Raw genomic sequence first — 23,918 nt, forward strand, 5'->3', positions numbered from 1 at the left:
AAATATTAACAACACCTTTAAAACTTGCTATGTTTGTATCGTTCATGAAAAAGCTAGTTATACACCGGAGTACATATGAGTATCGAACTATGGATTACATTTGTCGTAGCATCAATCGTTTTGCTACTCATTCCAGGACCAACCACTTTGACAGTAATTAGCTATTCAATGTCTCATGGATATAAAGCTAAGATGCCGCTTATTGCAGCTGTTGCGCTTGGCGACTCAACAGCGCTAGCTCTATCGTTATTTGGTTTAGGAGTATTATTAGCAGAGTCTGCCTTTTGGTTCCAAATGGTGAAATGGATTGGAGGCCTATACTTAGTTTTCCTTGGCATAAAATTATTCGTTGCCGGAATCAAACCGACGACCACAATTTCAAATGAGATTAAGACACCTAGTTGGACGTTATTTGTGAACACCTATTTGGTGACAGCATTGAACCCTAAAGGTATTATTTTCTTTGTTGCATTTTTACCTCAATTCATAAACACCGAAGCCACAGTAGCGACTCAATTAGTAATTCTCGCAATTACGTTTGTGGCACTAGCGACATTAAATGCAACAATATATGCAACATTTGCAAGTAAAGCTCAACTGGTTTTATCGTCATTAAAAGCTCAGCGTATATTTAATGCTTTAGGTGGCTCCCTACTTTCAATGGCTGGAATTTGGACCTTATCAGCGAAGCAATCACCATAAAGCAAGAGCATGATTTCGTTTTTTTACGACTAGGCTAAATAACTAAACGTCAAGCCTTAACTCTGGGTCTTGATAAATTTTCACATTCAACATTAAATTTTCGATTCTAGCGAGTTGCTCAACAATAGGCACGAACTTAGGCTTTGTAGCACCAAGTCATACAAATTTAATACGTCGGAAAACCAAAACATACAGAGAAAACAAATACCGGCTTAAATGAACGGGTAAGTAAATGTTTTCATAAATAAACAACAGATGCCACTAAACAAAGGTTCTTCTGCGAGCAATTCGTTTAAGCGAACTTGTTCGACGCATAAATGCGTTTAAAAATACGTTATATCCGATTGGCCTTATACAAATTATTCGGCAATGCCAGTTCAAGTATTCTGCGCACTCACACTGGCGCCGCTCCTACATTATAAAAAGTAACTCTAAAATAGTGTTGCCTTTGCATAATCTACAGGTATCTTAAGCGTCGACATCTAATTAGAGACAATAAACATGTTTAATACGTACGAAAATAAATATTTAGTCGTTGCTGGATATTACAATTGGTTAGCAGCGCTAACGCATGTTTTTATCATTGTCGGCGGACCCGATTGGTATCGATTTTTTGGTGCAGGCTAAGCAATGGCGCAAGCGGCTGAACAAGGAAGTATAAGACCAGATATAACCACAGGGATCATCGCAATGCTTCTCACCTTTTTAGGTGTCATCGCCATGTCTGGCGCAGATAAACTGCCTCGCTTGCCCTTATTAAAAACGGCATTGTGCTTAATTACATTCGTGTATTTAAGTCGTGGAATCGCCGGTTTGGTTTTACCTATTATTTCACAGCATCCACTGATTCAGCAAAACTCAACAACATTCTGGCTAGTGAGTTCTAGTATATGCTTATTTATTGGAATGCTGCACTTAATCGGTACGATAAAACTCTGGAATGGTAATACACTGAAATGAAGTAAATAACCATCTGCTTTTACATGTCGACATTAACGCTAGTATCAACATAACAAAAGTTGATTAAACGCTCTTCAGAGTATCTCTACTGATTCCAGGGCAGCTTTGCTAGTAACACCGCCAGACCGCATGTACCGGATAGTCCTGCAAATATTAGTCCAGCGCCTAAAAAGGCGGGAATCAGCAAAAACGCTGGCGAAATAAAGTGCCCGGCAATGCTTCCTGTAAGTGCTAGTAGACCAATCGTCAGTTGAACTTGTCGGTCGATTGGTAGCACTTTCGACTCTCCTTTTATTGTATGAAAGCCTGCATCTACCCAAGATTGTATGCCGCCTTCCAAATTGTAAACTGTCGCCTCGTTACTTTGCTTGGTGACCTTGGCACATGCAGAGTTGCCCCTCAACCCTTTTTGACAATAGATGATTATCTTTTTATTTGTACTAGGCAGGTCTTTTGCACTGATTTTCCCTAGAGGAATCAACTTAGCCCCTTCAATATGCTTATTCGCAAACTCAGCGGGTTCACGTACATCGATGAATACTGCCTCGCCGTTACTCAACCACTGTTGAGCATCTCTTGCCGAAATATTTTGATAACCCAAAACGTCACCTTAAAACACGAAATACATTAGTAAAATCTAATCCTTACAATAAATCAGATACAAAGTAGAAAGAATCGCATTGACTTCTACGCTTGCTAGTTTATAAAAAACCATTTGCCCTCTTTTATCGGCCATCACAATCTTTGCATCTCGTAACTTTGCTAAATGTTGAGACATAGCAGACTGAGATAAACCGGAAAACTCCTCCAATTCACCAACACTTCTCTCACCTTCAGTAAGCGAACATAGAATGCTGAGTCGATGCTTATTCGCTAACAATTTCAGCAAGCGTTCAGCCTTCTCAGAACTTCTAGCCATGTTGGATTTTTGTATTTTACTAAGCATTTACTTTTAAAAAAATATTAGATTTTACTAATATATATGATATTTTTTATCCGTCAATGATTAATGACCCTATAGGAAAGAATTGAATCTACAATGCCTAGCACTATGAATACATCAGAACGCAAAATATGCGAAGCCGTCGGGCTAACACCGTCACTAATCGATACATTAAATATTGATGTTTCTACTATTAATATGAGACAAAGTTCGGTCATATTTACACCTGGAGATAGTTGCAAAGCATTTCTAATATTATGTAGCGGCTCGGTACGGGTTGAATTGACGGCAAAGTCTGGCAGAGAGGTAATGCTGTATCGCATACAGCCAACAGAAGGGTGCATATTAACCACATCAGCACTTTTGAATAACGAGCTTTATTACGCACAAGGCGTAACTGAGTCTGATATTTCTGCAATTGCCGTAAGTACCGAGGGTTTTTATAAAGCTATTCAATATTCTCAAAAATTTGCTAACTTCGTACTCGTTGATTACGCCAAAAGAGTTTCATCGATCGTTCGCTTGGTAGATAGAATGGCCACTAGAAACGCGATGCAAGATGTCTGTGAATACCTCACGATACATGCCGATCGCAATAACATGGTTATGACAACTCAAAATCATATTGCTAGCGAAATTGGCACCGCACGGGAAGTTGTCGGACGTAAGTTAAGACACTTAGTAAATGAAGATGTGATCAGCGTAAAAAGAGGTAAAATTTTCATTGAAAAACCTGAAAAATTAAATGCGTTTATAAACGAATGAGACTAAGTCTCACGACTTCAATCATGTGATTTGAGACGCTAACCATGAATTAACTAATCACAGGATATTCTTTCATGTTCACTCCCAACCTCAATTCGATAGATCGTATACTTAGGCTAATCATTGGTATCGCCATTTTGAGCTTAGCGTTTTTTGGACCTCAATCGCCTTGGGCCTATATTGGTATCATCTTGATTTTGACGGCATTCATTAACTTTTGTCCGCTATATAGGATCTTTGGACTTAGCACTCGGGCTAAATAACCAATGAAATAAACGCTAACCAGACACAAAGTTCACTGCGACAGCTTACTGTTATAAAGACTTTTAACAGGTAACACGTTATAATATGCGCCTTAAAATTCACCTCGATTTACTAAGGCGCAGCATGATAGTAAAACAGTTTGCCCCTAAACAAACGACGATGAAAACCACTTCTGTTTCTGTTTCTGTTTCTGTTTCTGTTTCTGTTTCAGAATATTTCGATGAAATTCATTTCCAAAAACAAAGTTCTTAAGAGACTTTGGATCACCCCCATACAGATAGATTTAACGATATATTGGGGTCATCAAACGCGTTAATGTCTAAGGCGTTTTTGTCAAGGACATAGATAATCTCCTTTTAGTAATTTACATATTGAACAACTCCACTACTACCTTGCCGATGAGGTAGAGTGCACAAAAGTTTGTACCAAATGAGCCTAATGTTCTAGCCCAATTTGGCCTTGCCATCGTTTTAGGGATGCATATCCCCATAATAATCAACAACCTCGATGCCGTTAATATTAAAATCATGAACTCATCTACAGATGTTATACCCACAAGATTCACTAAATAGAAAATTACGCAAACTACTGGGACATATTCTGTGGAGTTGGCATGTGCCCGGACCAATTTATATAATATCTGATCGGGCTCGTTAGGATAGGCATATAAAACGTTTAATTTGGTTCTTACAATCGAAACCATGGCTCCTAAAATCAAGGTTAATACCAGAAGAAAAGCACTACAATATATTATCAATGAATTTGTCATTACATTTATCCAAAAGTGGTAAGGTTAGTTGCATATCTTTAAACAAAGCTGCTTCCAGCGAAAACTAATTAAAACGTCTACGCTGCTTCAGTGAGTTTTTTATGACATTCTCTCTGCCAATTGACCATTAGCTGATCGCATATAGACTGGTATTTTCTTTTCATTAGGGGATAAACAAAAAACTCCATCAATTTATATTTAAAAGAGATATTAATAGTTAAATTTATCTCAACTTTTCCAGAAGATATCTCAACAGTCTTCCATGTAGCATCTAGCGCCTTAAATGGATATGGATAGTTATCTCCTTCAGTTAATACCTTGTATGAATATGAATCTAGATTTGACCAATTTGTGCAAACCTCTAACCAACTCCCCTCTTTAGATGAGCACTTTCTAACTGAGTTGACGCCGTCCCCCCTTACATATACTGATTCTGTTATATTTGGTGCGTATAAATGATAATTATAAACATCCGCCACAACTTGCCATACTATTGATAGTGGAGCATTTACTTCTGCAGTTACACTCAGTGTTTTCATACCTGTTTTCCGTCGTCGTAAGTTAAGTATCTTCAATGTCCATCTTATTGATTCTTATGTCGGGTAAACAATTACCTATCAGGTAATGTTTTGGGGGAACGGCATGTGATAAGGTTCGCGGAAAGGAGCTTCAGATATGAATAATTTTGGTGCCGCTATAAGAGAATGGCGAAATATTAGGAAAATGAGTCAACTTGAATTAAGTATGATGGCCAATGTCTCGAGCAAGCATATTAGCTTTTTGGAAAATGGCCGCTCAAACCCTAGCAAAGACATAGTGATTAAGTTATCAAATTTCTTAAACATCCCAACAACAGAAAGAAACTACTTACTCAAGTTAGCAGGCTTTGCTGAGGCATACAGTACCCAAGCAATTAACTTTTCAACGAATGGACCAATCCAAAATGCAGTTATTCTAATGCTTGAAAAACATTCTCCATTTCCAGGGGTCGTTTTTGATAAGAAATGGAATGTACTCCTTGCGAATAAAGGTTTTAACAACCTTCTATATACATTAAATGTAGCGAACCCAAGCTTTAAACTATCTTCAAATATACTAGATCTGATTTTCGATCCAGAAAGTCTTAAACCCAACATCGTAAATTGGGAAGAAGTTAGTTCATTAATTTTAAAAAGGCTTAATAGAGAGGAATTAATCAACCCCACCTTAGGAGAATCACTAATAGATAGTTTGTCTCAAAAGTATTCATTTCCAGAAGATTGGCAAATGAAAGACAACTTATCTTCTCCTTTACCCGTCATACCAGTTAAACTAAAAATAGCTGATTCAGAAATTAATCTATTTTCAATAGTTAGTACTATAGGAACCGCTATTGATGCATATGCGCAAGAGTTAACAATAGAGCTGTATTACCCAGTAGACGAAAAATCAAAAAAAATTATAGAGGGCTTAAATTGTTAAATCGACAATGCCTAAATCTAAACGGTTTCTTGATTTGTTTTGTAATCTGAGACTCACTTGAAACGTCCAACCTACTGAATATACACAACTGCCTGTATAATTAGCTTAAGGAAGACGAGCTGACGAAGACAATAGACTAATTTTCTTGTATAATCCGCGCACTCAAAATCACCTGTGATTTTTATTGATTTGTAAAGGCGCACTATGACAGTTGAACAATTCGACCCAAAGCAAACAACTACGCTTGATACTCCTAAAAAGGTGTTAGAGGAACAAGCTGCAGAAGTTCAACAGGCTAAATCAGCGTCAAATACCGCTCAAAATAGCAATGAACGCGCTGCAAAGGTGGGTTTTGTGAGTCTTGGTTGCCCTAAAAACTTGGTTGATAGCGAACGTATTCTTACTCAGTTGCGCACTGAAGGGTACGACGTCGTAAATTCATACGATGATGCAGAAATGGTCATTGTAAATACCTGTGGTTTTATTGATTCCGCGGTGCAAGAATCATTAGATACCATCGGCGAAGCCTTAGACGAAAATGGCAAAGTATTAGTCACTGGCTGCTTAGGTGCAAAGAAAGACGAAATAATTGAATTACACCCGAATGTACTAGGTGTTACTGGCCCCCATGCCTATGATGAAGTCATTAAGCAAGTGCATGAACATGTCGCCAAGCCAAAATACAATCCTCACATCGATTTAGTGCCTGACCATGGGGTTAAACTTACCCCTAAACATTATGCTTATTTAAAAATATCTGAAGGGTGTAATCATCGATGTACGTTTTGCATTATTCCTTCAATGCGTGGTGATTTAGATTCTCGCCCCGTTGGTGACGTGTTGGGTGAAGCAAAACGCTTAGTTAATGCGGGAGTGAAAGAGCTTTTAGTGATTTCACAAGACACGTCTGCTTATGGCGTTGATGTAAAGCATAAATTGGACTTTTATGAAGGTATGCCGGTTAAAACGCATATGCAACAACTATGCGAAGCACTGGCGAAGGAAGGTGTTTGGGTGAGGTTGCATTACGTTTACCCCTACCCACATGTCGATAAACTCATTCCATTAATGGCAGAAGGTAAAATACTGCCCTATTTAGATATTCCATTTCAGCATGCTAATAAGCGTATTCTTAAACTGATGAAACGCCCAGGCAGTTCAGACCGCGTATTAGAACGTATTAAACACTGGCGTGAAATATGTCCAGAACTTGTTATCCGTTCCACGTTTATTGTTGGCTTTCCGGGAGAAACAGAAGACGAGTTTCAAGAGCTACTCAACTTTTTAGAAGAAGCGCAGCTCGATAGAGTTGGCTGTTTTAAATACTCTGACGTAGAGGGTGCCACAGCGAATGACTTACCCGACCATGTGAATGAAGAAATTAAAGAAGAACGATTGCAGCGCTTTATGGCTGTGCAAGCTAAAATAAGCGCCGCTAAGTTACAGGCCCGTATTGGTCAAGAGTATCTTGTTTTGGTTGACGAAGTGAATGATCTTGGCATTGTAGGCCGGTCGTACATGGACGCACCAGAAATAGACGGGAATGTTTACCTGTCTGATGATTTTGATGCCGAACCTGGCGACCTTATTTGGGCACAGATCATTCATGCTGACGAACATGATGTTTGGGGCGTAAGAGTAGACGATTAGCTTTTTTTACATGCAATAAATATTGAGTTTATTGCCATCTAAATCGCGAAAATAGGCCGCATAAAAACCTGAATCACCTCTTGGTCCAGGCTTCCCTTCATCTGTCGCTCCTAGCGTCATTGCTTGATTATAAATTTCATCAACTTGTGCCCTGTTTTTGGCAACAAGTGCAATCATCACTCCATTACCTGTAGTCGCCGTTTGGCCGTTGGCTGGAATATGAACAGAAAACATTGGCGAATCTTCAGCTTTGACCCACGCTATAAATTTGTCATCTTGCATTGCTCTTTTCGCACCAAGGTTCGCAAACAATGCGTCATAAAATTTACCTGCGCGAGCTAAGTTGTCAGTTCCAACAGTGGTGTATCCAATCATTACTTATATTCCTATTTATTAAATTCAGCGGTGAGTTTTTATACACAATTATAGTAGATGTTTGCAAATATGAATTCAATGTGAAAATATGAAAATCGAATTATCATATTTGCAAACGTTGAATATTATGGATTGGAATGCACTAAAAATTTTTTTAACCATTGCTGAAAAACGAAATCTGATTGACGCGGCTAAAACACTTAATATGAGTCATTCAACAGTATATCGCCGAATCAATAGCTTTGAAGAACAACTCGGTCGACTATTCGAACGCTTAAATGGTCGTTATGAATTAACGGAATTAGGGGAAAAAGTATTAACGCAAGGCCGCAGTATACGTGACTCTTTTGATAACATTGAACGCCAAGTTGCAGGTCAAGATACTCAACCAAAGGGCCTTGTAAGAATTACTGCCCCGACCAGCTTTTCATATAGTAACTTGCCGCAGTATCTATCAGAATGCAAGGTACTCTATCCTGAAATACAACTAGAACTATTGGTCACTCCGCTAGAGCTGAATATGAATAGTCGCCAGGCAGATATTGCGTTAAGGGTAACATCCACACCTCCCGAATACCTGATAGGTCGAGAGGTTCGTCGAATTAAGTGGGGAGTTTATGCTCACTCAGATTATATTAAAAAACGTGGCAAACCTAAAAATCTAAGCGAATTGGCTAATCACAGCTTAATAGGCGCTGCAGGCACATTGCGTAATCATCCTGTTTTCATTTGGCAGGACAACAACTTTGCATCCAATGTTAGTACGCGAACCGACGACTTTATTGCAATGGCCTGTTTAGCCGCTAAATCACATGGTGTAGCAGTTCTGCCTGATGATCTAAGACAGCCGGAGTTAGTGCGCTTGTTCACTTTCACACCAGCAAAAGAAAATCAATTATGGATTTTAACCCACCCTGACCTAAGAAAAGTTGAACGAATAAAATTAGTGATGAAATTTTTGACTGATGCTTTTAGTACCGACTAGTGCTGCCTGTTTAGCATTAACTTAAACGGGCCAAATCTTCAGGTGTATCAACGCCATGTGGTGGTGCAGCTTTACTGGCTTCAATATGAATGGGAAAGCCATTTGCCAATACGCGCAGTTGTTCTAAAGATTCAGTTGTTTCAAGTGGTGCCGCAGACATGCTTGCGTACTTTTTAACAAAGCCAGCCCTGTATGCATAAATGCCAATATGACGATAGAATGTCATCGGGATCTGTGAGAGAGCAACCGTCAACTTTCCATCGCTCATATATTTAGCAGGGAATGGAATGGGAGAGCGTGAAAAGTATAAGGCACTCCCTGCTTCACTCTGAACCACTTTGACCACATTTGGATTTAATAAATCGTCGGTTTCAGCAATAGGGTAACAAAGTGTCGCCATAGGATAATCATCGAACTTAGATAGGTTTGACGCGACTTGCCTTATGTTTTCAGCCGGTATAAAAGGTTCATCACCCTGCACATTCACAACTATTTCATTTTCACTAATGTTGCAGTTTTGAATAACTTCACTAATGCGTGTTGTGCCGCTGACGTGATGCGCCCCCGTCATACATAGTTCGCCGCCGAATTGTTGAACTAAGCTCGCAATCCTGTCATCATCAGTCGCAACAATAATTCGACTAGCCCCGGACTCAATAGCACGATCATGTACATGTGCCAACATTGCCTTACCACGAATTTGAGCTAACGGCTTGCCCGGAAAACGAGTACTAGCGTAACGCGCAGGAATAACCACAGTAAACTGCATTATTTTAACGTCTCCATAACATCTAAAGAGAGCTCAGAACTTTCTGTTTCAAGCAAGACCGGAATATTGTCTTTTATGGGATAGGCCAATCTATCAAATTTACATACTAATACTTCTTTTTCTTCTATTGTCGCCAGTACTAGTTTTCCTTTACAAACTGGACAAGCCACGATATCTAAAAGTTGCTTATTAAACGCCATGTTGTTTTTCTCCAATGAGGTTTATCATTTTTTCATCTAGGGCATTGTAAAATGCTGCTGGAATGTCAGCATTTACGCGCAAATACCAGCAGTCAGAATGCGCAAATATTTTGCACTTTACCGCGTCTTTTTCAGTCATTAACACTAGCGTATTTTGAGGAATGTCATTTTTGGAAAAGTGCTTATGATCGGCGAATGCTTTTGTATCATTTATTGCTAGACCCATATTCGTTAGCGCAGTAAAGTAACGCTGCGGATCGCCAATACCCGCCATCGCTAGCAGCGATTTTCCAGCAAAATAGTCTATACCTTCCTGTATCGATAATTCTTTTTCGTTACTCACGTTAACCCACGCATTTGGTGCTAAAGAAAAGCTAGCAATATCAGTATCTATATTATTCAAGCAAGACAAGGTTGAATAGTCTTTACCGTTAAACAATACGTAGTCAACTAGGTCTATTCGGTCTGAGGTTTCACGCATCGGCCCCATTGGCAGCAAATACCCGTTTCCAATGCCTCGTTCATCCATCACACAAATTTCCATATCCCGTTCTAAGGGATAGTGTTGCAGACCATCATCACAAATAATGACTTCTGCATTAGTTAAGGACGATATAAATTTAGCGCCACGCGCACGATCCGGGTCTATGACCACTGGAATGTCGTAACGCTGGCGAATTAAACACGGCTCGTCACCAACCAATGACGCAATGCATTCTTTTGACACCAAATGAGGGAAACTCGTTTGATTACCGCCATATCCTCTAGATAACACGGCAGGTGTCACCCCCTGCGCAATATAGTACTCGACTAAGGCCAATACGACGGGTGTTTTGCCATTGCCACCCGCGGTAATGTTACCCACAATCACAACAGGTAATTTACTACGATAGCGAGCAAATATATTCAACGTAAACGCTGTTCTTCGAAATAATTGCACCGCCCAAAATAACGCAGAAAATGGCGCTAACAACCATAACCAGGTTGGCTTTTTATATAGTGATTGACTAATTGACATTACCAGACCAAATTAAGAAAATTGCATTGCATGCAACTGCGCATACATTCCCTGCTTTTCCAACAAATTGGCGTGACTGCCCAATTCAACTATTTCACCTTGTTCTACTACCAGTATTAAATCAGCTGCTTCGATGGTTGATAAGCGATGAGCAACCACGATGCTAGTGCGCGTTTTTTGTAATTCTTCTAAGGCTTGTTGAATGAATTTTTCAGATTCTGTATCAAGTGCTGACGTTGCTTCATCGAGTATGAGAATCGGCGCATCCGCAAGGATAGCTCTTGCAATCGCTATACGTTGACGTTGACCACCAGACAACATCAAGCCGTTCTCACCAATAACGGTGTCGAAGCCGTCAGATTGCTCTGCCACAAATTCAGAAACATGCGCAATGTTAGCGGCATCAACAATATCCTCACGAGTAACAAGCGATTGTCGACCATAGGCAATATTGTTAGCAATAGTGTCGTTGAACAAGGTAACCTGTTGCGAAACTAAAGCAAATTGCCTCCGAAGGCTTCTTAGTTTAAGCGACGATATATCAAAACCGTCGATACAAATACGCCCGTTATCAGCTTGATAGAAACGCGTAAGCAAACTTGAAATCGTAGATTTCCCACTACCCGAGCGACCGACCAACGCGATGGTTTGCCCCGGTTTTGCTTCAAAACTAATGTTTTTTAGTGCCGGTTGGTCTTTTGTGGGATAAGTAAATGTTACGTCTTTAAACTCAATATGCCCTTTTGCCCGCTCAACTACTTTTGTCCCCGTATCTTCTTCATTTTCTTCATCAAGAATGCTGAATATACTGGCACATGCCGTCATACCTTTTTGAAACTCGGTATTCACTGTGGTGAGCTGTTTTAAGGGTTTAAGCAACATGACCATATAAACCACCACAGATACAAATACACCCGCCGTTAAATTATCAATCATGCCCGGCACGCTGCTGATAAAAAGGACCACCGCTAACGCGACTGAAGCAATAACTTGAATAGTGGAAACGCTCAACAATTGTGACGACACGAGTTTCATTGACTGTTGACGATTGTAGTTATTCTTTTCAGAAAAACGTTCACTTTCAAGCGTTTGTCCGTCAAACATCAATACCACTTTATGGCCTTTTACTGCCTGCTCAATATTAGATGTAAGTGAGCCCATTGCGTTCTGAATAGCTTTGCTGACTTTTCTAAAACGCTTACTTACTACTGACACAACAACCGCAACCGCAGGGCCAATAAGTAAAAAAATCAATGACAACTGCCACGAGTAATAAAACATCAGACCCAACAAACCAACGACGAACATACCTTCTCTAACAATGGTCAACATCGCTTTACCGGCGGCATATCTGACTTGTTCAGTGTCATATAATATTTTAGACATGAGGCTACCAGTGGAATTATGGTCATGAAATTCGACTGGCAAATGAATGTATTTCTCGAAAAGTTCCTGACGTATTTTCATCACGACTTTGGTCGCAACATATTCCAGTGTGTAGGTGCCGACAAAATTACTAATACCACGTAAAATAAATAAAGGAACGACAACATATGCTGCTATCTGTAGGTAGTAGTAATTTCCATTGTGCAAACTTTCATCAATAATTGGTTTTAACTGTGAAAAGAAAAACACATCTATCGACGCATAACCAATCATGCCCAATATCGCAACGAATAGTAGTAATTTATGCGGTGCTACGTAAGTCAAAAAACGCGTAAAATTAGGTGATTTACTTTTTTCTATTTTGTCGTCTGATGTCGCCATATATGCAACATTTTCCTTTTATTGTCTTTTATTTTTGTCGTCTAGATTTTCAAAGCACGGGATATTATTGTTCTAATGCAGCCCAAGACTTGAAGTACCATCGATTATACAGGTGTTCACGATAAGTGCTTAGCTTAATTTGAGGTTCACTCAGGTCAAATTCAATAGCACCTAGCTGTCCAACATGCAGTATTTTACTTTCCACTCTCAAATAACGTGAGACGACCTCACTATGTGGGTGCCCCCACCTACTTGGATTCGAAGTCGCAAAAATAACAAAGTCGGGCCTAATTTTTTGTACGAATGCTAGAGAAGACGAACTTCGACTTCCATGGTGTGGTGCAATCAGAATATTAATATCCAGTTTGTCTAAGGCACCTGACGCAAGTAAGTGCTCTTCCGCGCTTTTTTCAATGTCACCTGCGAGTAAGATATTTGCATTTTTTGTCTCTATCATTAATACACAACTTTCATTGTTATGATTACCTGAACTGGGCCTTAACGGCCAGAGCGCCTTAATGAAGATTTGCTCAGTGCTGGTATTATTATCTTCGCTTATTTCCCAGTGATTACCTTTGACACAGGTCTGTTGAGGTGTATGAAGTTGTTCAAAGTCTATTTTCTGATGCAATGCAAACAAGCCACCTGCATGGTCTTGATCAAAATGGCTAATGAATACATGTTTAAGTTTTTTAACACGCTTTGCTCGTAGAAAAGGCTGTAATACTTGTTCTACATGACTATATTCATGTGCTTTGCCTGCTCCCGTGTCGAATAGTAAGGCACTCTGTCCAACACGCAGTAATGATGCGTTACCATGCCCAACATCAAACACGTTAAAAGTAACGTTTTTTGCACCTTTACCAATATCAAATTCATTGTCGGCAAAAATATACAAATAAACTAGCCATACACTAACACCACCAAGTAAGCTAAGTGTTTTAGGCGACCAAATTGGTAGTAGTATTAAAAGACCGAGGCTAAAAGTGAGTAACGTCGATACTACGCTGACATCCCCAGAATATTTAATGGCAGGTAGGCACAAATCAAAAAAGCCTAAAGATGTAACGACCATCTGCATTAAAAAATCAACAAGGTAGAATAAACTTGGCATATTTACGTCTAACATTAACCCAACCAGTAAGATGACGCATAGGGGCAATACAATAAAGCTAACAAAGGGCACCAATAGCAAATTTGCCAATATTGCACTTACGGAAATAGTACCAAATACTGAAAACGTAATTGGAATCGTAGACAGACTCAAAAAACTCTGTAGTTTAACAAATGCAAGGCACTTATCTTTAAATGCGCTTAACTCCCCCACTGGAAAGCGCCACATATAAAAAAGAATTAGCAATACAGCAGTAAAACTGAGCCAAAAACTAATCCCTAAAACACTGTATGGAAACAACAAGCAAAACATAAATAATAAGCAGATAAATTTTGTTCTTATTGCCCAGTTTCGTTGAAATATTGCAAGGAACGACAATACCAATACCGCGATCAATGCCCTTATAACAGGCACTTCCATACCCGATAACCATGCATATGTAGCACTCGATATAACGACGAAACACAGATTAGCAGACGTCATGCTAGTATTATGTAACCGAAATAAAGAGAATATAAGACCGAAGACGTATTTACCCAAAACGGCGCAATATGCAGCAACTAAGGCTAAATGCATACCTGAGATGGAAAACAAATGTGCAGTACCCGTCGATTGTAACAATGCCCAATCTTGCTTACTTAATTTGTCACGATATCCTAAAGACAAAGCGGCTATCCAAGGCATGTAAAAAAGTGAACCCTCTACTGTGTTTTTACCTAATAACTTATCCAATAAAACTTGCCGTTGACTGGCTGAATGACGAACAATAGTGTTTGAGGGGCTGTCGATAACACTGCCGGTTGCAACAATATTCCGGCTAACTAGCCACTCTTGGTAGTTGAACGTATAGGGATTAGCGTTACCAGCAGTGTCTTTAACAGACACATAAAGCTTGACGACATCGCCTTGTTTTATTTGAAAGCTGGGCTTGCGCCAAGAAACCAATATTTCTGGTGGGTTGATGAAGCTTTTTATGACACCATAACGATTTACTTTTAATAAAAACTTAATTTGCGTAAAAGGAGCCTCTTCTATTATTATGCTGCCAACGCTCGCTTCTATCAGCACTTGCTGGTGAATTTTGCTTCTATCCAATTGTCCGTATAAATACCAATTGGCGCTGATACACACCCAAGAAAAACCGAGTAAAGCGCCAGCGATCGGCGTCGATAAAGTAATATACGGTCTAAAAGTACGAGCCAACATGCATGGAAAAGCGATGAATATGGCAATAAATGAAAGTGAAATATGCGGTATACTAGGCCATAATGTCCCGGTCAGGAAAATTGCGATAAATGCAATCATGAATGTATCTAGTCTTGTTAGCATGAGCGTTAAGTGAGTAGTCCGTTTTATGCCTAAAAAATTTATAAACCGATTTTTACCCAGTCATGAGCAGGTGAAGTCTCAAAAAGCACTAAAAATGTTTGGTGCACTGTTACATGATCCCAATTTATGGCACCTAAATCGTCGCTCCGCAAAAGGCGCATTTGGTATCGGCTTGTTTTTCGCATTTTGGCCAGTCCCATTTCAAATGTTTTTATCCGCAGGTCTGGCTATTCCGCTTCGAGTTAATTTGCCGCTTTCTATCGCCACAGTATGGATAACAAACCCCTTAACAATGCCACCTATATTCTATTCTGCTTATTTAGTAGGGAGTACTGTACTTGGGACCGAAATGACAGCCTTCCAGTTTGAATTAAGTTGGTCTTGGGTAATTGAATCACTCAATACGATTGGGCCTGCATTTTTGCTTGGCTGTTTTATTTGCTCGGTCGTCGCGGGATTAATTGGCTACTTCGGATTAGATTGGGTATGGTGTTGGTCAGTTAGAAATGCGTGGAAAAATCGTAAAAATATGGAAGACGTAAAATAGGCCCAAAATATTGCTTGGGCATACATTGATGTTTTGCTTTTAAGTATCAAGACGTCGTAAAAAATCTACAAACTGTTGTTCATCCCATGTTTCTATCCCTAACTGTTCAGCTTTATTAAGCTTAGAGCCAGCTTTATCCCCGGCAATCAGCAAGTCAGTTTTCGCTGAGACACTCCCTGTGACTTTTGCGCCGAGTGATTGTAACTTTGCTTTTGCCTCACTGCGGCCCATTTGTGTAAGCGTTCCTGTAAGGACGATTGCTTTGCCGTTAAACGGCTGTTCGTCTTCGTTTGGCGTTTCAATATCAGGCCAGTTCACACCAAACTCAATGAGTTTTTGAATAATATTGACATTAGCCTCTTCACGCATGAAATTCACGATGTGCTTAGCAACCACATTGCCTACATCGCTAACTTCAATCAGCGCTTCTAGGTTTGCCGAAATTACAGCATCAAGGGTTGTAAAGTGTAAAGCCAAATTCCGTGCAGTTGCCTCACCCACCTCACGAATACCTAATGCGTATATAAACTTAGGCAAGGTCGTTGTTTTTGATGTATCAATAGCGCGCAACAGATTCACCGCGGATTTATCCCCCATTCGCTCTAATGCAACTAGCGGAGGTAAGGTCAATTGGAAAATGTCGGCTGGTGTATTAATAAGATTATTGTCAACGAGTTGCTCAACGACCTTGTCACCTAGCCCTTCGATATCAAAGGCTTTACGAGACGCAAAGTGTTTTATCGCCTCTTTACGCTGTGCTTGACACACTAAACCACCAGTACAACGAGCAACAGCCTCGCCTTCGAGCTTTTCGATATGAGATTCGCATATCGGGCAGTTGACCGGAAATACAATATCGGAGGCAGTTTCAGGTCGGCGTTCTTCGACTACCGATACAATTTGCGGGATCACGTCGCCCGCTCGACGAATAATTACAGTATCGCCGACCTTAACATTGAGACGCTCAATCTCATCTTGATTGTGCAAGGTTGCATTCGAGACAGTCACGCCGCCAACAAAAACGGGCTCAAGCCTTGCTACTGGCGTAATTGCGCCAGTACGCCCAACTTGAAACTCCACGTCATTTAATACGGTGAGTTCCTCTTGTGCTGGAAACTTCTGCGCCATAGCCCAACGAGGAGCTTTAGATACAAACCCTAAGCGTTGCTGCAAAACAAGGTCATTTACTTTAAATACAACACCATCTATGTCATAACTTAGCTTGGCACGCATACTTCCAATTTTATTGAAGTATTCTACCGTTTGCTCTGCGCCAATAACTTTTCCGCTCTCTGCGCAAATGGGTAACCCTAGGTCAGCTAACGCGGAAAGGCGAGCGCTATGTGTGGTTTCATTAGCAATATCGCCACCTTCCAACACGCCAACAGAATAGGCATACAAACGTAAAGGTCGTTTTGCTGTTATTTTAGAGTCCAACTGCCGCAGTGCGCCAGCTGCCGCGTTTCTTGGATTAACAAATAGTTTTCCACCGGATGCACGCTGTTGCTCATTTAAGGCCTCAAATCCGGCTTTTGGCATAAAGACTTCACCACGAACTTCAAGGCGCTGGGGCAAATTATCCCCTCTTAGGCGCAATGGCACATTCGCGATTGTCTTTACGTTTTCAGTAATATTTTCTCCCGTTTGACCATCTCCGCGAGTGGCTGCTTGGACTAGCAGACCATTTTCATAAAGAATGGAGACCGCTAAACCATCTAATTTGGGTTCACATGCAAATTCAATATCGCCAACGGCGTTTAAGCGGTCCTTAACACGTTGTTCAAACGAAAATAGATCGGCGTCGTCAAAACCGTTGTCAAGAGACAACATAGGTATTTCGTGGGTGACTTGCTCAAACTTAGTGAGTGCTCGGCCACCGACTTTTTGCGAGGGCGAATCAGGTGTTTTTAATGCTGGAAATTCTTTCTCAATTGCAATTAAGGCAAGCATTAACCTGTCATACTCAGCGTCGGGTACACTCGGGTTATCTAACACATAATACTGATGTGCAAATTCTTCTAACTGGTGTTTAATGCTAGTGTATTCAGTTCGCTTTTGTTCAAGTGTCATTATTTTATTAACTTAAGCCTGTGATCATTTATATAAATTTGTGATGGGATTTAATAATATTTTTGCGTCGCCTATGAGCGCTATTCATGTGGTCATACCGTAACGCGATAATAACGCCATACACCGAGGCAACCTTGCAAACATGCAACGTTCTTAGATGATTTAGCGACTTATTGCGACAACTTTCGTCGTTCAAATTCGCGGATACGCTCAGCATACTGTTGTAAACTTTGTTTGCTAATAGGGACTTTATTACCATCCAAAATTTTACCGCCAAACTCTTCAGATATCTTACGTGCAGCGTTGTGCATCATATTAAACACTTGCTGCGCGTCGCCATCAATAGGCAACATCATAAACAATGCGACGCCTTGCGTTGAGAAATTCTCCATATTATCGATATCAAACACACCGGGTTTAAACATGTTTGTCAGGCTAAACAAAATGGGCCCTTTACCATTTGTATTGACATGACGGTGGAAAATATCATGCTCGCCAAACTTAAACCCTAACGTTAGTAACATCGGTAACAACGCAGCTCCAGCAATAGGATTGTCGCTAGGCGTTTGCACATTTAAAATGAGCACATCAGACGCTGGCGCAGTTTTTTCAGATGCTCCATTTGTTGTAGCACGTTCATTTTCCACGGGCTTTTCTTCTGCAGACCTTGAACGTTCAGTAGAAAAACCTCGATTGGCGGATGGGCTTTCATCAAAGTCTATTCTCATCTGATCGTCAGTGCTCTTCTTCGTATCAATCACCGGATCCTTACGTATCTTGTCCGCGACTGTTTTTTTGTTGCGACGCACAAACCGTTTTGCCTGTTCTGCTAAACTAAGATCCTTCTTAGGTTTATCATTTTCAGTCATTTTAACTGTTTTTGTAGTCTGCACGGTAGGTTGTTCGAATGACTCAGCATCTAAACTAAAATCAGGTCTAGGTGCTTCTGGTTTTTTTGGCTTGTCAGTGGCTAACTCATCATCGATTCGCTTGTCACTTAAGTCAGAGTCTGAGGTATCGTCAATTTTCACGTCGCCGGCCTTTTTTAATAAAAAACCAGGCGGTTCAGGTATGCTCTCGTCTTGAACGTTTGCTTCAACTTTGTTTTTGACAAACTCTGGTTTTGGCTGTGTAACCACACCAGAATATATTGGCGCATCTTGATTTTGTTGTGTATCCGCTTGCTCAAGTTCGGTCGTTAATGCCCCAACATCAGCATTTGAATAATCTGAAGAGAACGTTTCATCCGCATTTTCTGTATTGCCTGTCTTTTCAGTAAGGTGATCTTCATCCAACGTAAGCGAATCTTCCGACAATACCTCATCGCTGACAAAGGAGTCCTTATCATCAGTGTGTGCAGATAAAGCGCTTGGCCCGCTATCGTCTGCCGAAGCACTCTCTAAACTGTCAGGTTCAGAAGGTTTTGATGTCGGTAGTTCAATATTCACCAAGGTCTCTTCGGTACCCGTTGTCGCTGCGCTAGGCGTACTTTTTTTAACTGGATCATCAATAACACGTGCCGAACTAATGACTACGTCATCGTATTCGATTTCTTCGTCGTCCTCACTAAATGTTGGCTCCCAGTTTTTACGCGTCTCGTAATTTGACTGATGCAGTCGTTTATTATTCTTGCGAATAGACCAAAAGCCGTGAGCAAGCACGCCTATAATGAATAATCCACCAATGATAAGTAGTGTAATTTGCAGCTCTTGTTGCATGCCAACCCTTTTATTTTACTTCTTATTCAGCAATCGCTAAGGCTTCTTCCATATCCACTGAGACCATTCTTGAAACGCCAGGTTCCGCCATGGTCACACCGGTCAAATGGGTCGCCATCTCCATTGCAACTTTATTGTGTGTTATGTAAATAAACTGCACAGTTTTTGACATTTCTGCGACGAGTTTACAAAAGCGCCCGACATTCGCATCATCCAGTGGCGCATCTACTTCATCCAGCAGACAAAACGGCGCAGGATTCAGTCTAAAGATAGCAAATACCAATGATAATGCGGTTAGCGCTTTTTCTCCACCAGATAGTAACTGAATTGTACTATTTTTCTTACCCGGTGGCCTTGCCATTATAGTAACACCCGTATCCAGTAAGTCATCATCTGTTAAAGCGAGATACGCCGAACCACCACCAAATACTTTAGGAAATAACGATTTTAGATCTTCATTCACTTTATCGTAAGTAGATTTAAATCGACTTTTCGTTTCTTTATCAATCTTACGCATGGCATTTTCAAGCGTTTCTAGCGCACTCGTTAAATCTTCGTTTTGGGTATCCAGATGCTTTTTGCGTTCTGACTGTTCTTCAAACTCTTGCACAGCGGCTAAGTTGACTGCGCCTAAACGCTGTAGTGACGCACTAACTTTTTCTAATCTAGATTGATAATTTTGTTCATCAGCATCTTCAGGTAATAAGGCCAATACGTCTTTTATGGCTTGCTTCATTTCAGCTAATTGCTCAATAAAAGATTGTGCCCTGACGCGCGCAGTTTCTCCATGCAGCCTTTCACTCTCAATCTCAGCTTTTACGGCGTCTACTCGTGCATTTACACCGGCCTGCCCCTTCTCTATATCGCTGATTTGTTGTTCTACTTTTGCAAGCGCTTGTGCCTGTGTTTGTTGCTCGTCCGCCAAACTTTCTTTTTCAAGCAACATCTCTTGCAGTATTTCCGCCTGTTCTTCAGAAGGCATGAGTAAGGTTTCCGCTTCGTCGCGCAATAAATTTAACTTGTCAGCATAATCTTCCATTTGCTGTGTTTTAGTGCGTTTTTGTTCATTCAGTATCTGGTATGAATTCTGTAAACGCTGGGCTTGCATCGCATGCTCATGAGCCCGCGCTTGTACTTGCGCATATTGGGTATTAATATCTTGAATCTGTCGAGTACGCCGCTCTTTTGCAATATCCTGCTCTTGTCGCTCTTCTTCAAGTATTGCAACTTGCACACTTAACTCTTCAATTTCCTCATTAAGTAAGGCTAAACTTTCTTCTTCTTCAACGAGTGTACTTTGTTGCTTTTGCAATTCACTTTGTACCTTTTGCTTTCGTTGTTTGTCTTGCGCTTGACGCATTTGAGAAAATTGCCACTGGTTCTCAAGTTGTTGTACTTGCTGTGAGTGTTGTAATTGTATGGTCTTAACATTCTGCACCTCACCTTCCACCTTATCAACGTTGACGCGACTATCCGCTAAGACTTGTGCAGCATCACTTAATTCGACGTCTAGCGTATACAATTGCCCTCTAATTTTGCGCATGGACGCTGCGCGCTCCACTTTACTGTCTTGCTCCAACGCGCTAGATATAACCGCACTAGAAAAAATCCATGTACCCTCTTTGGTAAGAATACTTTGAAATCCAGATAAATCAGCGACCTTATGTTGTGCATCAAGCACATCCTCTACCACAGTAATGGTGTTAAATAGTGCTGGCACCTCAGCTTGCAAGACGATGCTTGCCAGCGTACCTTCAACTTTTTCAGTGACAAAGCGCTGACTAAATAGGACGCCTTGAATCAGAGGTAGTGACAGGTCCATCGACTGGTCCTTGCCACAAACCAAGGCATCACCAAACAACCTTAATGCCGCTTCCAAGGCTTTTTCGTAGCCTTCAGCAATCGAAAACGCTTGCCAAATTGGAGTCGAATTACCCACTAACCACTCTGGTATGTTTTTGTTAGTTTGGACCTGCATTGCCGAAAGCGCGTCAAACTGCGCTTGCAGAGTAAGCTGTTTTTTTTCAAGTTCCCGATGAGCCGTATCTTTATCAACAAACAAGTTTTTTGCCTGATTAAGTCCAGCCTGTTTTTCTTCAAGCGTTTCTTCGCAGCTCAATAAATCCATTTTAGCGTCTTCGAGTTGCGCTTGAAGCAAAGACAAATCTTCATCATGATTGTCCAGAAATTCATCCAGTTCCAATGTCAATTCAGCTATTCTTGATTCTGTTCGTTGCTGTAAACTCAACGTTTGCTGCATTTTTCCATGTTTTTGCTGTAACTGCTGCTTCTGTTGAAGATACTGGTCATCTTGACGTTTATACTCTCTGCTTAATGCTTCCAACGTTGCTTCTGCGTCTTGCTTACGCAGTGCAATATCTTCTAGTTGCGCTTCAATAGTCAGTTGTTCAGGCTCTGCCGCCATAATAAGTTGTTCAGTATCGTCCAGCTCTGTTTCAACACTCGTCAATGCATGTTTAGCTTCTGAGGATTGCTGGGAGATTTGATCGATTTCAATTTGAATTTGAGAACCGCGCTTTTTCGCAAAGAGTTGAGACTGTTCAACTTTGGTGATCTCGTTACCAAGGCGATATATTTGCTGTTGAATATCATTGACCGTTTGCTTAAACATGGTTTGTTCATTCTTGAGCGCTTGCAGACCCGATTCATCCTGCTGTTTACCCGCCATCAAATTATTGAGCTGTTCACGATGTTGTAAAATAACTTTGTCTGATTGCTTAACCAGTTCAGTCTGTGCTAACCAGCGTAAGGTCGCTAACTGCGCTTTTAAGGTACGGTCTTCTTCCTTAAGTTCTTTGTACCGAGTGGCTGCCACCGCTTGACGTTTTAACTTCGCAAGCTGATCTCCGAGTTCAGCTCTTACATCTTCTAATCGCTCAAGGTTATCTTTCGTGTGTTTAATTCTCGTTTGGGTTTCTTTTCGGCGTTCTTTATATTTAGAAACACCTGCGGCTTCCTCAATAAAAACACGAAGTTCTTGAGGTTTTGATTCAATCAGTTTGGATATCATGCCCTGTTCAATAATGGCATAACTGCGTGGGCCAAGCCCAGTGCCTAAAAACAAGTCCGTTATATCACGACGCCTGCATTTTGCACTGTTTAGCAAATATGTAGAAATAGCCTCTTTAGTAACAACCCGTTTTATAGAGAGTTCATTGTATGACGCATATTCGCCCGCTATTCTGCCGGATGTATTGTCAAAGACTAATTCTACGGAACATTGAGATACGGGCTTGCGGGCGCTAGAACCATTGAAGATAACATCAGTCATAGCATCACCGCGCAAGTTTTTTGCTGAGCTTTCACCTAAGACCCATCTTACTGCGTCAATAACATTAGACTTTCCACACCCATTTGGCCCAAGTATCGCCGTCATATCGCCAGGGAAAGGAATAGTGGTCGGATCGACAAAAGATTTGAAGCCCGCGAGTCTAATTCGTTTTAACCGCATAGTTGTGTTAAGTGCTTAATTTCTCTTCTAAATTAGATAGTTACTTTGATAGCATGCAGCGTAAAGTGCTTTGCTAGTGTAGGCTATACTTCTTGCAGGAACAACAACTATAGATTAAGAAATCTTATTAAACGTCAGTTGATAGACAAGATTAGTAACAATTGTTCGTATCGGTTCGTATCCAAACGCGTATAATTTTGTTGTTGATAGTTATTTTGCTGTTGATGGTTATTTAGTTGTAGTTTTTTGGAATGTAGCTATATAAGTATGCAAAAAAGAGAATTAGGAGACATAATGCCAAATACAAGTGGTGCGCGATACTTCCTTAATGGGTTTGACCTCATTACTACGAAAGGAATTAAGCGTTTTGTATTCATACCGTTTATCGTTAATTTAGTGCTATTTTCGGTGTCATTGTACTTCATCGTTGATTACATCAATGACGGAGTTACGTACATACTTGAGTTATTACCCGCTTTTTTAAGCTGGCTTAGCTATGTGCTATTCCCTATAGCAATTATTGCTATCTTGTTGGTTTTCGCCTTGCTATTTGGGACGTTATCAAATTGGATTGCAGCACCATTTAATGGCATTTTAAGTGAAAAAATTGAGTTACATTTACGAAATGAACCGATGGGTAACGAGGGGTTTTCCGCTGTAGTTAAAGACATTCCTCGCACACTGGGTCGTGAATTAGCAAAACTTGGTTACTTTCTGCCGAGAGCACTTGTATTTTTAATTGCGTTTTTCTTACTCCCGGTGATAGGCCAAATTTTGTGGTTTCTGTTTGGCGCGTGGATGATGGCTATTCAATATTGCGACTACCCTTTCGATAATCATAAAATCGGATTTAAACCAATGCGTCAGCAACTAGCAGAAGATAAGGGTAGAAGTTTTAGTTTCGGTATAATGGTGAATATATTTTCTCTTATCCCTATACTCAATTTTATCGTCATGCCAGTGGCAATATGCGGCGCAACGCAGATGTGGGTTGAACAATTGAGAGACAATGCCTTGTCGCGCAGATAGTACATCACTCA

Annotated in this window: 24 protein-coding genes; 11 read left to right on the forward strand and 13 right to left on the reverse strand. The window is 40.6% G+C overall.

Annotation, left to right across the window (positions count from 1 at the left end; translation table 11 throughout):
* The first annotated feature begins 75 nt into the window (after nt 1-75).
* The 3 genes from QQK00_RS06910 (at nt 76) to QQK00_RS06915 (ending at nt 1,662) form a co-directional block, all read left to right on the forward strand.
* Nucleotides 76-702: a LysE family translocator gene (locus QQK00_RS06910; protein WP_284216746.1), complete on the forward strand. Its 627-nt coding sequence runs from the start codon at nt 76-78 to the stop codon at nt 700-702.
* Between the two features lie 501 nt (nt 703-1,203).
* On the forward strand, nt 1,204-1,329 hold the full coding sequence (locus tag QQK00_RS20445; RefSeq protein ID WP_348521142.1) for a hypothetical protein: 126 nt from the start codon (nt 1,204-1,206) through the stop codon (nt 1,327-1,329).
* Between the two features lie 3 nt (nt 1,330-1,332).
* On the forward strand, nt 1,333-1,662 hold the full coding sequence (locus tag QQK00_RS06915; protein ID WP_348521143.1) for a hypothetical protein: 330 nt from the start codon (nt 1,333-1,335) through the stop codon (nt 1,660-1,662).
* Between the two features lie 85 nt (nt 1,663-1,747).
* Here QQK00_RS06915 and QQK00_RS06920 read toward each other — a convergent pair whose 3' ends face one another.
* Both QQK00_RS06920 and QQK00_RS06925 read right to left on the reverse strand, forming a co-directional pair.
* Nucleotides 1,748-2,263 (reverse strand): rhodanese-like domain-containing protein, encoded by a 516-nt coding sequence (locus QQK00_RS06920; RefSeq protein ID WP_284216747.1) that lies wholly within the window; start codon nt 2,261-2,263, stop codon nt 1,748-1,750.
* Between the two features lie 36 nt (nt 2,264-2,299).
* Entirely contained in the window at nt 2,300-2,581 is a 282-nt protein-coding gene (locus QQK00_RS06925) for an ArsR/SmtB family transcription factor (protein WP_284216748.1), read from the reverse strand.
* Nucleotides 2,582-2,713: 132 nt separating this feature from the next.
* Between QQK00_RS06925 and QQK00_RS06930 the strand changes: the two genes are divergently transcribed.
* From QQK00_RS06930 to QQK00_RS06935, 3 genes are all read left to right on the forward strand, one after another.
* A complete protein-coding gene (locus tag QQK00_RS06930) occupies nt 2,714-3,370 on the forward strand; it encodes a Crp/Fnr family transcriptional regulator (protein ID WP_284216749.1) in 657 nt (218 codons plus the stop codon).
* A gap of 74 nt (nt 3,371-3,444) precedes the next feature.
* Nucleotides 3,445-3,633, forward strand: a complete 189-nt coding sequence (locus QQK00_RS20495; RefSeq protein WP_431307723.1) for a YgaP family membrane protein — start codon at nt 3,445-3,447, stop codon at nt 3,631-3,633.
* A gap of 124 nt (nt 3,634-3,757) precedes the next feature.
* Complete coding sequence (locus QQK00_RS06935) at nt 3,758-3,886, forward strand: hypothetical protein (protein WP_284216750.1); 129 nt, start codon at nt 3,758-3,760, stop codon at nt 3,884-3,886.
* 112 nt (nt 3,887-3,998) lie between these two features.
* Here the strand turns inward: QQK00_RS06935 and QQK00_RS20500 are convergent, their stop codons facing one another.
* Both QQK00_RS20500 and QQK00_RS06940 read right to left on the reverse strand, forming a co-directional pair.
* A complete protein-coding gene (locus QQK00_RS20500) occupies nt 3,999-4,403 on the reverse strand; it encodes an MAPEG family protein (RefSeq protein WP_431307724.1) in 405 nt (134 codons plus the stop codon).
* A 77-nt stretch (nt 4,404-4,480) separates the two neighbouring features.
* The gene (locus QQK00_RS06940) at nt 4,481-4,942 is read right to left on the reverse strand and encodes an SRPBCC family protein (RefSeq protein WP_284216751.1); all 462 of its coding nucleotides are present in this window, start codon (nt 4,940-4,942) and stop codon (nt 4,481-4,483) included.
* Between the two features lie 136 nt (nt 4,943-5,078).
* On the opposite strand from QQK00_RS06940, the gene QQK00_RS06945 reads away from it, so the two are divergent.
* Nucleotides 5,079-5,864 (forward strand): helix-turn-helix domain-containing protein, encoded by a 786-nt coding sequence (locus tag QQK00_RS06945; RefSeq protein WP_284216752.1) that lies wholly within the window; start codon nt 5,079-5,081, stop codon nt 5,862-5,864.
* A gap of 204 nt (nt 5,865-6,068) precedes the next feature.
* On the forward strand, nt 6,069-7,514 hold the full coding sequence (gene rimO / locus QQK00_RS06950) for a 30S ribosomal protein S12 methylthiotransferase RimO (protein WP_284216753.1): 1,446 nt from the start codon (nt 6,069-6,071) through the stop codon (nt 7,512-7,514).
* Nucleotides 7,515-7,520: 6 nt separating this feature from the next.
* On the opposite strand, the gene QQK00_RS06955 is transcribed toward rimO, so the two are convergent.
* Nucleotides 7,521-7,889, reverse strand: coding sequence for a VOC family protein (locus QQK00_RS06955; RefSeq protein WP_284216754.1), 369 nt, complete (start codon nt 7,887-7,889; stop codon nt 7,521-7,523).
* Between the two features lie 88 nt (nt 7,890-7,977).
* On the opposite strand from QQK00_RS06955, the gene QQK00_RS06960 reads away from it, so the two are divergent.
* On the forward strand, nt 7,978-8,874 hold the full coding sequence (locus QQK00_RS06960) for a LysR family transcriptional regulator (RefSeq protein WP_284216755.1): 897 nt from the start codon (nt 7,978-7,980) through the stop codon (nt 8,872-8,874).
* 16 nt (nt 8,875-8,890) lie between these two features.
* Here QQK00_RS06960 and kdsB read toward each other — a convergent pair whose 3' ends face one another.
* The 5 genes from kdsB to QQK00_RS06985 all read right to left on the reverse strand — a co-directional run bounded on the left by kdsB (nt 8,891) and on the right by QQK00_RS06985 (nt 15,047).
* The gene (gene kdsB, locus QQK00_RS06965; protein WP_284216756.1) at nt 8,891-9,643 is read right to left on the reverse strand and encodes a 3-deoxy-manno-octulosonate cytidylyltransferase; all 753 of its coding nucleotides are present in this window, start codon (nt 9,641-9,643) and stop codon (nt 8,891-8,893) included.
* Nucleotides 9,643-9,843: a Trm112 family protein gene (locus QQK00_RS06970; protein WP_284216757.1), complete on the reverse strand. Its 201-nt coding sequence runs from the start codon at nt 9,841-9,843 to the stop codon at nt 9,643-9,645. Before QQK00_RS06970 ends, kdsB begins: the two co-directional genes overlap by 1 nt.
* Nucleotides 9,833-10,861 carry a tetraacyldisaccharide 4'-kinase gene (gene lpxK / locus QQK00_RS06975; protein ID WP_284216758.1) on the reverse strand — a complete coding sequence of 343 codons (1,029 nt, stop codon included), beginning with the start codon at nt 10,859-10,861 and terminating at the stop codon, nt 9,833-9,835. The genes QQK00_RS06970 and lpxK overlap by 11 nt, the downstream gene beginning before the upstream one ends.
* Before the next feature lie 12 nt (nt 10,862-10,873).
* Nucleotides 10,874-12,628: a lipid A export permease/ATP-binding protein MsbA gene (msbA, locus tag QQK00_RS06980; RefSeq protein ID WP_284216759.1), complete on the reverse strand. Its 1,755-nt coding sequence runs from the start codon at nt 12,626-12,628 to the stop codon at nt 10,874-10,876.
* Nucleotides 12,629-12,692: 64 nt separating this feature from the next.
* Entirely contained in the window at nt 12,693-15,047 is a 2,355-nt protein-coding gene (locus QQK00_RS06985; RefSeq protein ID WP_284216760.1) for a DNA internalization-related competence protein ComEC/Rec2, read from the reverse strand.
* A gap of 49 nt (nt 15,048-15,096) precedes the next feature.
* On the opposite strand from QQK00_RS06985, the gene QQK00_RS06990 reads away from it, so the two are divergent.
* Nucleotides 15,097-15,618, forward strand: coding sequence for a DUF2062 domain-containing protein (locus tag QQK00_RS06990; RefSeq protein ID WP_284216761.1), 522 nt, complete (start codon nt 15,097-15,099; stop codon nt 15,616-15,618).
* 39 nt (nt 15,619-15,657) lie between these two features.
* Here the strand turns inward: QQK00_RS06990 and ligA are convergent, their stop codons facing one another.
* The 3 genes from ligA to smc all read right to left on the reverse strand — a co-directional run bounded on the left by ligA (nt 15,658) and on the right by smc (nt 22,878).
* Nucleotides 15,658-17,688, reverse strand: coding sequence for an NAD-dependent DNA ligase LigA (ligA, locus tag QQK00_RS06995; RefSeq protein ID WP_284216762.1), 2,031 nt, complete (start codon nt 17,686-17,688; stop codon nt 15,658-15,660).
* Between the two features lie 170 nt (nt 17,689-17,858).
* Nucleotides 17,859-19,406 carry a cell division protein ZipA gene (zipA, locus tag QQK00_RS07000; RefSeq protein WP_284216763.1) on the reverse strand — a complete coding sequence of 516 codons (1,548 nt, stop codon included), beginning with the start codon at nt 19,404-19,406 and terminating at the stop codon, nt 17,859-17,861.
* A 22-nt stretch (nt 19,407-19,428) separates the two neighbouring features.
* Nucleotides 19,429-22,878, reverse strand: a complete 3,450-nt coding sequence (smc, locus tag QQK00_RS07005; RefSeq protein ID WP_284216764.1) for a chromosome segregation protein SMC — start codon at nt 22,876-22,878, stop codon at nt 19,429-19,431.
* A gap of 294 nt (nt 22,879-23,172) precedes the next feature.
* Between smc and cysZ the strand changes: the two genes are divergently transcribed.
* Entirely contained in the window at nt 23,173-23,907 is a 735-nt protein-coding gene (gene cysZ / locus QQK00_RS07010) for a sulfate transporter CysZ (protein ID WP_284216765.1), read from the forward strand.
* The last annotated feature ends 11 nt before the right edge of the window (nt 23,908-23,918 follow it).

The sequence above is a fragment of the Agaribacter marinus genome, assembly GCF_030160655.1.
Taxonomy (GTDB): domain Bacteria; phylum Pseudomonadota; class Gammaproteobacteria; order Enterobacterales; family Alteromonadaceae; genus Glaciecola; species Glaciecola marina.